Source organism: Nocardia iowensis, assembly GCF_019222765.1.
Lineage (GTDB): Bacteria > Actinomycetota > Actinomycetes > Mycobacteriales > Mycobacteriaceae > Nocardia > Nocardia iowensis.
Window position 1 is genome coordinate 2,553,003 of the sequence record NZ_CP078145.1, and the last position, 12,352, is coordinate 2,565,354.

A 12,352-nucleotide genomic window follows, 5' to 3' on the forward strand; every position below is an offset into this window, starting at 1 on the left:
AACATTCTCCTCGGGCCCTGCGATCACCTGGGCCCATGCTCGAATTCCTGCGTGGCCGTGACGTTCTCGTCGCGGGCTGGGGTGTGTCGGGGCGCTCGCTCATCGAGCCGCTGCGCGATATCGGCGCGCGTCCGGTGGTCACCGACGGTGGCGCCGCCGCGCTCGCCGAGGCGGCCGGACTCGGCCTGGACATCGCCACCTGCGTCGAATTGGAATCCGCCGACTGGAACCGGTTCGCGCTAGTGATCACCAGCCCGGGCTGGCGGCCGGACTCCCCGGTGCTCGCCGCGGCGGTCGCCGAGGGCACGCCGGTCTGGGGCGACGTCGAATTCGCCTGGTGGGTCGATCAAGCCAGGATCTACGGTCCGGTCCGCAAGTGGCTGGTGATAACCGGAACCAACGGCAAGACCACCACCACGCAGATGACACACGCCATCCTGCGCGCCGCGGGCATCGCCAGCGTCGCCTGCGGCAATATCGGCCTGCCGATCCTGGACGCCTTGCGGCGCAATCCGGGTCCACAGGTACTCGCCGTCGAGCTGTCCTCGTTCCAGCTGCACTGGGCGCCGTCGGTGCGCCCCGAGGCGGGCGTGGTGCTCAATGTGGCCGAGGATCACCTGGATTGGCACGGCGGACTCGACGCGTACGCCGCCGCCAAGGCGCGGGCGCTGGTCGGTCGCGTCGGCGTGGTCGGGCTCGACGATCCGGTGGCGGCCTCGCTGGCCCGTCGTTCGAAAGCCCGCCGCACCGTTGGTTTCCGGATCGGCGTGCCGGCCGATGGTGAGCTCGGCGTGGTCGACGGCAAGCTGCTCGATCGCGCGTTCACCAAGGCCGCGATCCTCGCCGAGGTCGGCGACATCAGCCCGCCCGGACCGGCCGGTGTCGCGGACGCGCTCGCCGCCGCCGCGCTGACCAGGGCGATCGACGTTGCGCCGCAGTTCATCCGGGAAGGTCTGATCGAGCACAAGGTCGGCCCGCACCGGTCCGCGTTCGTGCGCGAGGTCGTCGGCGTCGATTTCATCGATGACTCCAAAGCCACCAACCCGCACGCCGCCCGCACCGCCATCCTGGCGCACCCGCAGGTGGTCTGGCTGGCCGGCGGTCAGCTCAAGGGCGCGCAGATCGAGGACCTGGTCGAGGAGGTCGCCGACCGGCTGGTCGCGGTGGTGCTGATCGGCGCCGACGCGCCGGTGTTCGCCGCCGCGTTGGCGCGACACGCGCCCGAGGTCCCGGTGGTCGAGCTGATCGCGGGAGACGATGCAGGGATGGGTGACGCGTCGAGAGATAAGGCCGACGCCGTGATGGCGCGCGCCGTGCGAGCCGCGGCCGGGTTCGCCAGTCGAGGCGATACCGTCTTGCTCGCGCCCGCCGCGGCTTCCCTGGACATGTTCGCCGACTACACGCACCGGGGCCGCAGTTTCGCGGCGGCGGTGCACGCACTGGAAGACGGTGACGTCGGGCGGCAACTATGACGGACACGACGCGGCGGAAGGACCCCCGGGCCGGAGCCAGGTTCGTGGCCTGGTTGGCGCGGCCGCTCGCGTCGTTCCATCTCGTCGTCACCATCGCCACGTTGCTCACCGTGCTCGGCTTGGTGATGGTGCTCTCCGCGTCCAGCGTCGAGGCGTATGCCGATGGGGGATCGGCGTATTCGCTGTTCATCCAGCAGGCGATGTTCGCCGCGATCGGTGCGGTGCTGTTCTACCTCGCCCTGCGGATCCCGCTGCGCCGGTTGCGGCAGTGGTCGTTTCCGCTGTTCGTGCTGTCGGTGATCGGTCTGGTACTGGTGTTGATCCCCGGGATCGGTTCCAAGGTTCAGGGTGCGCGGCGGTGGATCGACCTCGGCTTCTTCTCGGTGCAGCCGTCCGAAGTCGTCAAGGTCACGCTGGTGGTGTGGGGTGCGCACCTGCTGGCGTCGCGACGCTCCGAGCACGCCGGGTTGAAGGACATCCTGATGCCGCTGGTTCCGGCGGGTCTGCTGGTGTGCCTGCTGGTCGTGGTCGAGCCGAACCTGTCGACCACGATCGCGCTCGGCATCGTGCTGGCCGCGTTGCTGTGGTTCGGCGGGCTGCCGTTGCGGCTGTTCGTGACGATCTCGGTGTCCGGCCTGATCGCCGCGGGCGTGCTTGCCTTGTCGGCGGGCTATCGCTCGGATCGGATGCGCGCGTTCTTCAACCCCGGTGACGACCCGCAGGGCATCAATTACCAAGCGCGGCAGGCGCTGTACTCGCTGGCCGACGGCGGCATCTGGGGCAGGGGCCTCGGCCAGAGCCGGGCCAAGTGGAGCTACCTGCCCAACTCGCACAACGACTTCATCTTCGCCATCATCGGCGAGGAACTCGGCTTCCTCGGCTGTGCGCTGGTCCTCGGACTGTTCGCGCTGTTCGTCTACACCGGGCTTCGCATTGCCAGCCGCTCGGTGGATCCGTTCCTCCGGTTGCTCACGGCGACCGCGACGACGTGGATCACCGGTCAGGCGCTGATCAACATCGGCTACGTCGTCGGCCTGCTTCCGGTCACCGGCCTGCAGTTGCCATTGGTCTCCGCCGGTGGTTCGTCGCTGGCGATCACACTGTTCATGTTCGGCATCATCGCCAACGCGGCCAGGCACGAACCGGAGGCGGTCTCGGCGCTGCATGCCGGGCAGGACGGTAGGTTCAGCAAGTTGCTGCGGCTGCCCAAGCCGGAGGTGTACTCCCCGGCACGGGCCAGTGCCGCCAGGGCGAAGTCCGCGCAGCGGGCCAAAGCGCCTCGGCAGGGCAGACAGTCGGCGCTGCCGCCGGTGCGGCGCCCGCAGCCCGAGCCGGGACGGCGCCGCTCACCGGAGAGCCGTGGCACCAGCTCGCTGCGTGCCACCAGGGCGTGGGAGCCAAGTTATCCGGTCAACCACACAAGAGAACGAGGAAAATCTAGGTGATCTCGGTAATCGTCGCGGGTGGCGGCACGGCGGGCCACATCGAGCCGGCACTGGCGGTGGCGGACGCGCTGCGGCGGCTCGACGATTCGATCCGGGTGACGGCGCTCGGCACCGAACGCGGGTTGGAGACCCGCCTGATCCCCGAGCGTGGCTATCCGCTCGAGCTCATCCCGCCGGTACCGTTGCCGCGCAAGCCGACCGCGGATCTGCTGCGGCTGCCCGGCCGGGTGCGTGCCTCGGTGGCGCGAGCCAGAGCGGTGATCGACGCGGTCGAGGCCGACGTGATCGTCGGCTTCGGCGGCTATGTGGCGCTGCCCGCGTACCTGGCCGCCGGGCCCGGCCTGCTGCGGCGCCGGCGCAAGGTACCGGTGGTGGTGCACGAGGCGAACGCCAAGGCGGGCATCGCGAACAAGGTGGGTGCGCGCCGTGCCGCGCGAGTGCTTGCCGCGGTGCCGGATTCGGGGCTGGCCGGGGCGCGGGTCGTCGGCATCCCGGTGCGGGCCGCGATCACCACGCTGGATCGCGCCGCGCTGCGGGCCGAGGCCCGCGCCCACTTCGGGTTGCCCGCCGAGGGACCGGTGCTGTTGGTGTTCGGCGGATCGCAGGGCGCCCGCAGCCTGAACGAGGCGGTATCGGGGGCCGCGCCGCAACTCGCCGCGGCGGGTATCTCGGTGCTGCACGCGCACGGACCCAAGAACACCCTCGACGTCGCCGAGAGTGGCGCGAGCGCACGGTATGTGGCGGTGCCGTATCTTTCCCGGATGGATCTCGCCTACGCCGCCGCCGACGCGGTGGTCTGCCGGTCGGGCGCGATGACGGTCGCCGAGGTGTCGGCGGTCGGGCTGCCCGCGTTTTATGTGCCACTGCCGCACGGCAACGGTGAGCAGGAGCTCAATGCCAGGCCCGTCGTCCGGCAGGGCGGTGGCAGAATTGTCCCCGATTCGGAGCTGACGCCGAAATACGTGATCGATGAGGTGATTCCGCTGCTCATGGACTCCGCACGGCTGATCGAGATGGGCCGCGCCGCGGCCGGCGCCGGGCACCGCGACGCCGCCGACGAGGTAGCGCGGATCGTGCTGGAGGTAATCGGTGGCTGACGACCTTTCCGCCCTGCCGCCCTCGCTGGCGCGGGTGCACATGGTCGGGATCGGCGGTGCCGGGATGTCCGGGATCGCGCGCATCCTGCTCTCCCGTGGCGGCGCCGTGTCCGGCTCGGACGCCAAGGAGAGCCGCGGCGTGCTCGCGCTACGGGCGCGTGGCGCGCAGGTGCGCATCGGCCACGACGCCAGCGCCCTCGATCTGCTACCCGGCGGGCCGACCGTGGTGGTCACCACCTACGCGGCCATCCCGAAGACCAATCCCGAACTGCTGGAAGCGAATCGGCGCGACATCCCGGTGCTGCTGCGGCCCGCTGTGCTGGCGTCGCTGATGCAGGGACACCGCACGTTGCTCGTCTCGGGCACGCACGGGAAGACCTCGACCACCTCGATGCTCATCGTGTCGTTGCAGCACTGCGGATTCGACCCGTCCTTCGCGGTCGGCGGTGAGCTGAACGAAGCGGGCACCAACGCCCACCACGGCACCGGCGACATCTTCGTCGCCGAGGCGGACGAGAGCGACGGGTCGCTGCTGCAATACGACCCGGACGTCGCGGTGGTCACCAATATCGAATCCGACCACCTGGACTACTTCGGCACGGACGAGGCCTACGTCCAGGTCTTCGACGACTTCGCCGACCGGCTCGCCGAGGGCGGCCTGCTGGTGGTCTGCCTGGATGATCCCGGTTCCTTGGCGCTGGCCGAACGGGTCGGCCCCCGGCTGGCGGAGAAGAACATTCGCGTCCTCGGTTACGGCTCCGGCGAACTCGCCGACGCGCCGATCCCGGTCGGCGTGCGCCTGCACAGCTGGGAGCCGCGCGATGTCGGCGGCATCGCCCAGTTCCAGCTCGCCGACGAAGCGGCGCCGCGCACCCTGCGGTTGTCGGTGCCGGGTCGGCATATGGCGTTGAACGCGCTGGCCGCACTGCTTGCCGCGCGGGCCGCGGGCGCGGACGTGGACGAAATCATCCAGGGCCTGGAGGGTTTCGGTGGCGTGCACCGGCGGTTCCAGTTCGCCGGGCGGGAGAACGGGGTGCGCGTCTTCGACGATTACGCCCACCATCCGACCGAGGTGCGGGCCGTGCTCGGCGCCGCGGCCGAGCTGGTGCAGCAGGAAGCCCGCGACGGCGCACGATCCCGGCAGGGTCGGGTGATCGTCGTCTTCCAACCGCATCTGTACAGCCGCACCGCGACCTTCGCGCAGGACTTCGGCGCCGCGCTCAGTCTGGCCGACGAGGTCGTCGTGCTGGACGTGTACGGCGCGCGCGAGAAGCCGCTGCCCGGCGTGAACGGTGCGCTGGTGGCCCAGTCGGTCACCAAACCCGTGCACTACCAGCCGGATATGTCGCGGGTCGGCCGTCAGGTCGCGCGGCTCGCGTTGCCCGGCGACGTCGTGATCACCATGGGTGCGGGTGATGTGACGATGCTCGGCAGCCAGATCCTCGACGGCCTACGGGCGCGGCCCCAGTACGGGCGGTGACCGGCGTGACCCGTGGTGGCGGCTCGGGGCGTGCTGGCGGTTCGGGGCGTGACGTCGGGTCGGCGCGCCGGACGGGCTTCGGCGCGGCGCGATCGATCGGTGCGCGGCTCGGCCCCGACGGGTGGCGGCGGATCCGGGTGTGGGGATTGCTGGGTGTGTGCGTCCTTACAGTCGTCGGTGTCGTCGCATGGTTCACGCCGGTGCTCTCGGTGCGTACCGTCAAAGTCGAGGGCGTAGTCGCGGTGCCCGAACAGCAGGTCCGTGAACTGCTCGAAATCCCGTCCGGACGCTCGATGCTGCGGATCGACACGACCGAGATCGCCCGGCGGGTCGCGAGTATTCCGAAGGTCCGCACGGCGCGGGTGCAGCGGGTATTCCCGTCGACGGTGAAGGTGACCGTTGTCGAGCGCGTTCCCGTGCTGTTTTTCGAAAGTCCGCAGGGTGCGCACCTGCTTGACGCCGAGAGCGTCGAATTCGCGATCGAGGCGGCGCCGATCGGGGTACCCAAGTTGGTGACCGAGCACCCGGCCAGTGACGCCCCCGTCACCAGGGCCGCCGTCGCGGTGCTCGCGGTGCTGCCGCCTGCGCTGGCGATTCAGGTGGACGAGGTTGTGGCACGGTCCATTTCGGATATTTCGCTGAATCTGAAGGATGGCCGCACGGTACTCTGGGGTGGGATGAACGACGGCGAACGCAAGTCGGCGGTCGTTCTTCCGCTGCTGACCCGCCCTGGAACGGTGTTCGATGTTTCGAGTCCTAATCTGGTCACGGTAAAGTGATCGATACCCATTGCGCCCGCGTCGAATTGCCGCGCGGAGCGCCGGGGGGCAACCGTTCACCATACGTCGTGTGGGGCTGCGAGACGAGAGGGATCACACAAGATTCTGTCGCTCGTTTCGGCGCGCCTGCGCGCGTATTGCGGCGGCGACGAATAGCGTTCCGCAGCAGTCGGATACTTGACATAACGCTAACCCTATGGTTGAGGTTTAGGGTTTGCCCGGGCGGCGGATCACTGAGTGAAGCCGCTCAGGCGAACCGGCGGAATGTCTCGAATCCGAAAACGACAGGCTTTAGATCGAAGGAAGGCGAGAGCCCATGACGCCCCCGCACAACTACCTTGCCGTGATCAAGGTCGTCGGTATCGGCGGCGGCGGTGTGAATGCCGTCAACCGGATGATCGAACAGGGCCTCAAAGGTGTCGAGTTCATCGCGGTCAACACCGACGCGCAGGCCCTGCTGATGAGTGATGCCGACGTCAAGCTCGACGTCGGCCGCGAACTGACCCGTGGCCTCGGCGCCGGCGCCGACCCCGAAGTCGGCCGCCGGGCCGCCGAGGACCACAAGGACGAGATCGAAGAGGTGCTCAAGGGCGCCGACATGGTCTTCGTCACCGCGGGCGAAGGCGGTGGCACCGGTACCGGTGGCGCGCCGGTCGTCGCCCAGATCGCGCGCAAGCTCGGCGCGCTCACCATCGGTGTGGTCACCCGCCCGTTCTCGTTCGAGGGCAAGCGGCGCGGCGGCCAGGCCGAAACCGGCATCACCCAGCTGCGCGAGTCCTGCGACACGCTCATCGTGATCCCGAACGACCGGCTGCTCCAGCTCGGCGACGCGGCGGTGAGCCTGATGGACGCGTTCCGCTCGGCGGACGAGGTGCTGCTCAACGGTGTGCAGGGCATCACCGACCTGATCACCACCCCTGGCTTGATCAACGTCGACTTCGCCGACGTCAAGAGCGTGATGTCCGGTGCGGGCAGCGCACTGATGGGCATCGGCTCCGCGCGTGGCGAGGGCCGGTCGGTGAAGGCCGCCGAATCGGCGATCAACTCGCCGCTGCTCGAGGCGTCCATGGACGGTGCGCACGGCGTGCTGCTGTCCATCGCGGGCGGTTCCGACCTCGGCCTATTCGAGATCAACGAGGCCGCGTCGCTGGTCCAGGAGGCCGCGCACATCGAGGCCAACATCATCTTCGGCACGGTGATCGACGACTCGCTCGGCGACGAAGTGCGAGTCACCGTGATCGCAGCGGGTTTTGACGGTGGAGGACCCGCCCGGCGTACCTTCGACACCGCGAGCCGGGGCGCCATCGGATCGGCCCGCGCAGGCGAGGTCGGTCAGAGCCGTACCGCTGAGGTCGCGGCACGCAGCAGCGACGTAGCCGCCGCCACCGCGAGCACCGCCACCCGCGGCGCGGTGCCGAGCTACCGGGACACCGAACGGGCCCGGTTGGCCGAACCCACGGTGGCGAACAACGCCCGCACCCACATCGAGCCCCCCGACGACGATGACGACGACGTCGACGTGCCCTCCTTCATGCGGCGGTAACGCGGCCAGCTGAACCACCGAAGGCCCTGATCCCGCGGGATCAGGGCCTTCGTCGTCGGTACCCGTCGCGCTCGAAAGTCGTTGATCTCACAGGCGGTCCACACTGCCCACGGAGCCTCTAGCGGCTGTGAACCGTATGGCGGGTCTGTGAGATCGCGGACGGGGGTGATGGTGGGGCGGTTGACTAGGGTTGTGGGATGACTTCTGCTCCGACTTTGACGGTTCGACGAGTGACGACGACCAGGGCGGGCGGGTTTTCGGCGCCGCCGTATGAGTCGTTCAATCTCGGCGATCATGTCGGTGACGATCCGGCGGCGGTGCGGCGCAATCGCGATCGGCTGGCCGAGGGGATCGGGCTGAGCCCGGACCGACTGGTGTGGATGGAACAGATTCACGGGCGCAATGTCGAGATCATCGACGGCCCACGGGACGAGCCGGTGCCTGCCACCGATGCGATTGTCACCACTGTGCCCGGTCTCGCGCTGGTGGTGCTGACTGCCGACTGTGTGCCGATCCTGCTGTCCGATGACGAGGCGGGTGTGCTCGCCGCGGTGCACGCGGGGCGGATCGGCGCCAGGATCGGGATCGTCCCCCGGGTGCTCGAGGCGATGGTGTCGGTGGGTGCTCGGGTGGATCGGATCGGTGCGTTCCTCGGTCCGGCCGCCTCGGGCCGCCAGTACGAAGTGCCCGCCGCCATGCGCGCCGACGTCGAGGCGCAGCTGCCGGGCAGTGCCGCCACCACGGTGCGCAACACCCCATCACTGGACCTGCGCGCCGGAATCCGCAGGCAGCTCATCGAAGCGGGGGTCAGCGGGGTGGCCGTCGACCCGCGCTGCACCATCGAAGATCGCACCCTGTTCAGCCACCGCCGCGGCGCACCCACCGGGCGGCTCGGCAGCGTGATCTGGGCCGAGGCGGGCGCATGAGCCGGGCGGCGGAACCGGAGACCGCGGCGGCAATCGGTGAGCGGACTGCCGAATTGGCCACGAACCTGGCCGGGCTACTGCAGCGAGTCGACGCGGCTTGCCTTGCGGCGGGGCGGGATCCGGGCTCGGTGCGTCTACTCCCCGTGACGAAATTTTTTCCGGCCGAGGACGTGGCGATCCTGTACCGCCTCGGTCGGCGCGAGTTCGGTGAATCGCGCGAGCAGGAGGCGACGGCCAAGGTGGCGGCGCTGCCCGAGCTGGTGGGTGACGAAGACCTCTCGGATGTCCAGTGGCACATGATCGGACGGCTCCAGCGCAACAAGGCGAAGATCGTCGCGCGGTGGGCGCACACCGTGCACTCGGTCGACAGCGAACGCCTGGCAACAGCCCTTGACGCGGGTGCGCGGGCCGCCTTGGCCGCGGCGGAGCGGACCGAGCCGGTGCGCGTCCTGTTGCAGGTGAGCCTGGACGAGGATCCGTCGCGCGGCGGTGTCGGGCCCGGCGAATTGACCCGACTCGCGGATCACGTTGCGGCATCTTCGGGATTACGACTGTCCGGTCTGATGGCTATTCCGCCATTGGGGGCTGAGTCTGATGCGGCATTTGCGCGACTTGCGACTTTGCACACGCTGCTACTCGCCGAGCATCCCGGTGCGACAGAACTTTCCGCAGGAATGTCGGGCGATCTGGAATCGGCGATCGAACACGGCTCGACGTGTGTGCGTGTCGGTACCGCCTTGATGGGCGCTCGACCGATAACCTCGGCGTAGCAAAGAAACCTCATCAGTCACATTCGACACATATGCTTGGGACAGACGAGGGCTGAGCAAGACTTCAACACCCGGCCGCCACCGGGGCCGAAGGAAGGTCGACCAAAATGAGCGAGCGCAGCGAGCGAGTAATCGACGCAGCCACCATCGTGGTCATGACGGAGCCGAGCGAGAGCGAGGCGCGGTCATGAGCGAGCGGAGCGAGCGAACAGTCGACGTCGTCACGTCCGTGGTCAAGCCGGAGCCTGGCGACAGCGAGGCACGGTCATGAGCACGCTGCACAAGTTCAAGGCCTACTTCGGCATGGTTCCGCTGGAGGATTACGAAGACGACTACGTCGACGATCGTGCTCCCCGGGCCGGTGACGAGCGCGGCACGCGCAGGCCACGGCCCCGTGACTACGCCGACCGCGGCGGCTACGGTGCCGACCGGTACCCCGAAGACCGTTACGGCGCAGACCATTACGGCGCCGACGGGTTCGATCGCGAAGAGGTCGACTACCCGGAGCCCGCCTACAAGTCGCCGTACAAGGCCGGGTACCCCGTTTCCCGCCGCGACGACTACGCCGACGAGCCCTACGGCGAAGACCGCTACGAGGCGCCGCGGCGTCCCACCCGGATCGAGGCCGCGCCGTCGTCGGGCCGGTTCCGGGCGGGCGGCAGCGCGCCGTCGCTGCGCGGCGCTACCCGCGGTGCGCTCGCCGTCGATCCCGAGGCCGAAGAGCGGCGGCTGGAGGAGCGCGTGCGCCCCGAGCCGGCACCCGCGCGCAGGCCGGGGATCTTCGAGGACGGAGGCCCCTTGTCCAAGATCACCACACTGCGCCCGCGTGACTACAGCGAGGCCCGCATCATCGGCGAGCGATTCCGCGAGGGCAACCCGGTGATCATGGACCTGGTCGAGCTGAGCAACGCCGACGCCAAGCGGCTGGTCGACTTCGCCGCCGGGCTCGCGTTCGCGTTACGTGGCTCGTTCGACAAGGTGGCCACGAAGGTGTTCCTCCTCTCACCGGCCGATGTCGACGTATCAGCCGAAGAACGCCGACGCATCGCCGAAACCGGCTTCTACAACCAGAAATAAGGTCGTGATCTGGGGGGAGTTGCAGACCGGTCGCATGCGGGGCGGCGCGGTCATTTTGCGCAAAGCGGATTTTGCGGCAGAGTGAAGTCGTGGCCTTGTTCGCGGTGCTGTACTTCGTACTGTTCATCTTCTGGCTGTTGCTGATCAGCCGGGTGATCGTCGAGTTCATCCGTAGCTTTGCTCGTGACTGGCGCCCCACCGGTGTCGTTGTCGTGATCCTCGAGGTGATCTTCACGATCACCGACCCTCCGGTGAAACTCCTGAGGCGCTTGATACCACCGGTGTCACTGGGGGGAATTCGACTGGATCTGTCCATTATGGTCCTGCTTTTCATCGTCTTCATCTTGATGTCGATCGTGGGCAGGCTCGGGCAACCGGTAGCCCCGGTGTGACAGAATGGGCCGTGAAGTAGCTTGCTAGATCTGCTAGATCTCCAAAAGACGCGTGAAGGGATCCTTCCATGCCGCTGACTCCAGCCGATGTGCACAACGTCGCGTTCAGCAAACCGCCGATCGGGAAGCGCGGCTACAACGAGGATGAAGTCGACGCCTTCCTGGATCTCGTCGAGCAGGAGCTCTCGCGTCTGATCGAGGAAAACGCTGATCTGCGTCAGCGGGTCGCCGAACTCGACGCAGAACTGGCTGATGCCAAGAAGAATCGCGGCCCGGTCGGCCCGAACAACGTGAAAGCGCCTGTCCAGCAGGCACCGCCGCCGCAGCCCGAGCCGATCAAGCCGCCGGTTCCGGTCGCCCCGCCTGCGCCGATGCCCGCCGCGCCGGTCCAGAAGGACGCGCCGAGTGCGGACGCGAACCTGCAGGCCGCCAAGGTGCTCAGCCTCGCCCAGGAGATGGCGGACCGGCTGACCAGTGACGCCAAGGTGGAGGCGGAGAACCTGCTGTCCAACGCCAGGGCAAACTCTGAGCGTCTGGTCGGCGATGCCAGGACCCGGTCCGAGGCGATGATTGCCGACGCCCGCCAGAAGGCCGACGCCATGCTGTCGGACGCGCAGTCCCGCTCGGACAACCAGCTCCGTCAGGCCAAGGAAAAGGCCGACGCACTGCAGGCGGACGCCGAGCGCAAGCACACCGAGATCATGGCGACCATCACCCAGCAGCGCAGCGTGCTGGAGAGCCGGATCGAGCAGCTCAAGACCTTCGAGCGGGAATACCGGGTGCGGCTGAAGTCCTACCTGGAGTCGCAGCTCGAGGAGCTGGAGAATCGCGGCTCAGCGGTCCCCGTCGACGGTGGCGAGGCGTTCGCCGATGCCAACACGGCCAACAACCTGCAGCCCGCCACGTTTGCCAAGGGTGGCAAGTAGCCGCTCACACCGAGCACCGCAGTTCGTACAACTAGAAGAACTGTCGAGCCGCCTGGCATGCCTTGGGGGTCCCCATGCTCGTCTTGACGCTTGTTCTTGCCGCCATCGGATTCGCCCTGCTAGTGGCGGCGCTGACCACCGGATCGGTGATCTGGGCGTGGGGTTGCATCGTGGTCTGCGTACTCGGCGCGGTGCTGTTGCTGGTAAGTGCCCTGTCCATGCGTCGGCCGGACGGAGACTCCACTCCGCCGCCACCTGGGCGTCATGCCAAACGTTGAGGGCGTACCGTCGCCCTGGCAGGTGCGCCGAAAACAGGGTTGACCGTACTGGCTAGAATCAAACATGAACACGGTGTCGATCCGGCTATCACCGGGGAGCCTTCGGAAGAACAGCGCGTGCTGCCCGCTCGGCGGCGCCGCCCAGTAGAACCGAACGGGTGAGCCCG

At 68.3% G+C, this 12,352-nt stretch carries 12 protein-coding genes; all 12 read left to right on the plus strand.

Annotated elements, in window-relative coordinates:
• The first annotated feature begins 35 nt into the window (after positions 1-35).
• The 12 genes from murD (at position 36) to KV110_RS11795 (ending at position 12,185) form a co-directional block, all read left to right on the plus strand.
• Positions 36-1,472, plus strand: coding sequence for a UDP-N-acetylmuramoyl-L-alanine--D-glutamate ligase (gene murD, locus KV110_RS11740; RefSeq protein WP_218475866.1), 1,437 nt, complete (start codon positions 36-38; stop codon positions 1,470-1,472).
• Positions 1,469-2,917, plus strand: a complete 1,449-nt coding sequence (gene ftsW / locus KV110_RS11745) for a putative lipid II flippase FtsW (protein ID WP_218475867.1) — start codon at positions 1,469-1,471, stop codon at positions 2,915-2,917. The genes murD and ftsW overlap by 4 nt, the downstream gene beginning before the upstream one ends.
• Positions 2,914-4,014, plus strand: coding sequence for an undecaprenyldiphospho-muramoylpentapeptide beta-N-acetylglucosaminyltransferase (gene murG / locus KV110_RS11750; RefSeq protein ID WP_218475869.1), 1,101 nt, complete (start codon positions 2,914-2,916; stop codon positions 4,012-4,014). The genes ftsW and murG overlap by 4 nt, the downstream gene beginning before the upstream one ends.
• A gap of 40 nt (positions 4,015-4,054) precedes the next feature.
• On the plus strand, positions 4,055-5,494 hold the full coding sequence (murC, locus tag KV110_RS11755) for a UDP-N-acetylmuramate--L-alanine ligase (RefSeq protein WP_218478378.1): 1,440 nt from the start codon (positions 4,055-4,057) through the stop codon (positions 5,492-5,494).
• A gap of 95 nt (positions 5,495-5,589) precedes the next feature.
• Entirely contained in the window at positions 5,590-6,273 is a 684-nt protein-coding gene (locus KV110_RS11760; protein WP_218478379.1) for a cell division protein FtsQ/DivIB, read from the plus strand.
• A gap of 316 nt (positions 6,274-6,589) precedes the next feature.
• A complete protein-coding gene (gene ftsZ / locus KV110_RS11765; protein WP_218475871.1) occupies positions 6,590-7,816 on the plus strand; it encodes a cell division protein FtsZ in 1,227 nt (408 codons plus the stop codon).
• A gap of 197 nt (positions 7,817-8,013) precedes the next feature.
• A complete protein-coding gene (gene pgeF, locus KV110_RS11770; RefSeq protein ID WP_218475873.1) occupies positions 8,014-8,742 on the plus strand; it encodes a peptidoglycan editing factor PgeF in 729 nt (242 codons plus the stop codon).
• Complete coding sequence (locus KV110_RS11775) at positions 8,739-9,512, plus strand: YggS family pyridoxal phosphate-dependent enzyme (RefSeq protein ID WP_218475875.1); 774 nt, start codon at positions 8,739-8,741, stop codon at positions 9,510-9,512. The genes pgeF and KV110_RS11775 overlap by 4 nt, the downstream gene beginning before the upstream one ends.
• A gap of 267 nt (positions 9,513-9,779) precedes the next feature.
• On the plus strand, positions 9,780-10,589 hold the full coding sequence (locus KV110_RS11780) for a cell division protein SepF (RefSeq protein WP_218475877.1): 810 nt from the start codon (positions 9,780-9,782) through the stop codon (positions 10,587-10,589).
• Between the two features lie 89 nt (positions 10,590-10,678).
• Positions 10,679-10,981, plus strand: a complete 303-nt coding sequence (locus KV110_RS11785) for a YggT family protein (RefSeq protein WP_040733487.1) — start codon at positions 10,679-10,681, stop codon at positions 10,979-10,981.
• A 68-nt stretch (positions 10,982-11,049) separates the two neighbouring features.
• The gene (gene wag31 / locus KV110_RS11790) at positions 11,050-11,907 is read left to right on the plus strand and encodes a DivIVA-like cell division protein Wag31 (protein ID WP_218475879.1); all 858 of its coding nucleotides are present in this window, start codon (positions 11,050-11,052) and stop codon (positions 11,905-11,907) included.
• A gap of 74 nt (positions 11,908-11,981) precedes the next feature.
• A complete protein-coding gene (locus KV110_RS11795) occupies positions 11,982-12,185 on the plus strand; it encodes a hypothetical protein (RefSeq protein ID WP_218475881.1) in 204 nt (67 codons plus the stop codon).
• Positions 12,186-12,352 lie beyond the last annotated feature (167 nt).

Coding starts and splice junctions, on each gene's coding strand:
- murD (WP_218475866.1), top strand. CDS start 36: ATGCTCGAATTCCTGCGTGGCCGTGACGTTCTCGTCGCGGGCTGGGGT.
- ftsW (WP_218475867.1), top strand. CDS start 1,469: ATGACGGACACGACGCGGCGGAAGGACCCCCGGGCCGGAGCCAGGTTC.
- murC (WP_218478378.1), top strand. CDS start 4,055: ATGGTCGGGATCGGCGGTGCCGGGATGTCCGGGATCGCGCGCATCCTG.
- ftsZ (WP_218475871.1), top strand. CDS start 6,590: ATGACGCCCCCGCACAACTACCTTGCCGTGATCAAGGTCGTCGGTATC.
- pgeF (WP_218475873.1), top strand. CDS start 8,014: ATGACTTCTGCTCCGACTTTGACGGTTCGACGAGTGACGACGACCAGG.
- KV110_RS11775 (WP_218475875.1), top strand. CDS start 8,739: ATGAGCCGGGCGGCGGAACCGGAGACCGCGGCGGCAATCGGTGAGCGG.
- KV110_RS11780 (WP_218475877.1), top strand. CDS start 9,780: ATGAGCACGCTGCACAAGTTCAAGGCCTACTTCGGCATGGTTCCGCTG.
- wag31 (WP_218475879.1), top strand. CDS start 11,050: ATGCCGCTGACTCCAGCCGATGTGCACAACGTCGCGTTCAGCAAACCG.
- KV110_RS11795 (WP_218475881.1), top strand. CDS start 11,982: ATGCTCGTCTTGACGCTTGTTCTTGCCGCCATCGGATTCGCCCTGCTA.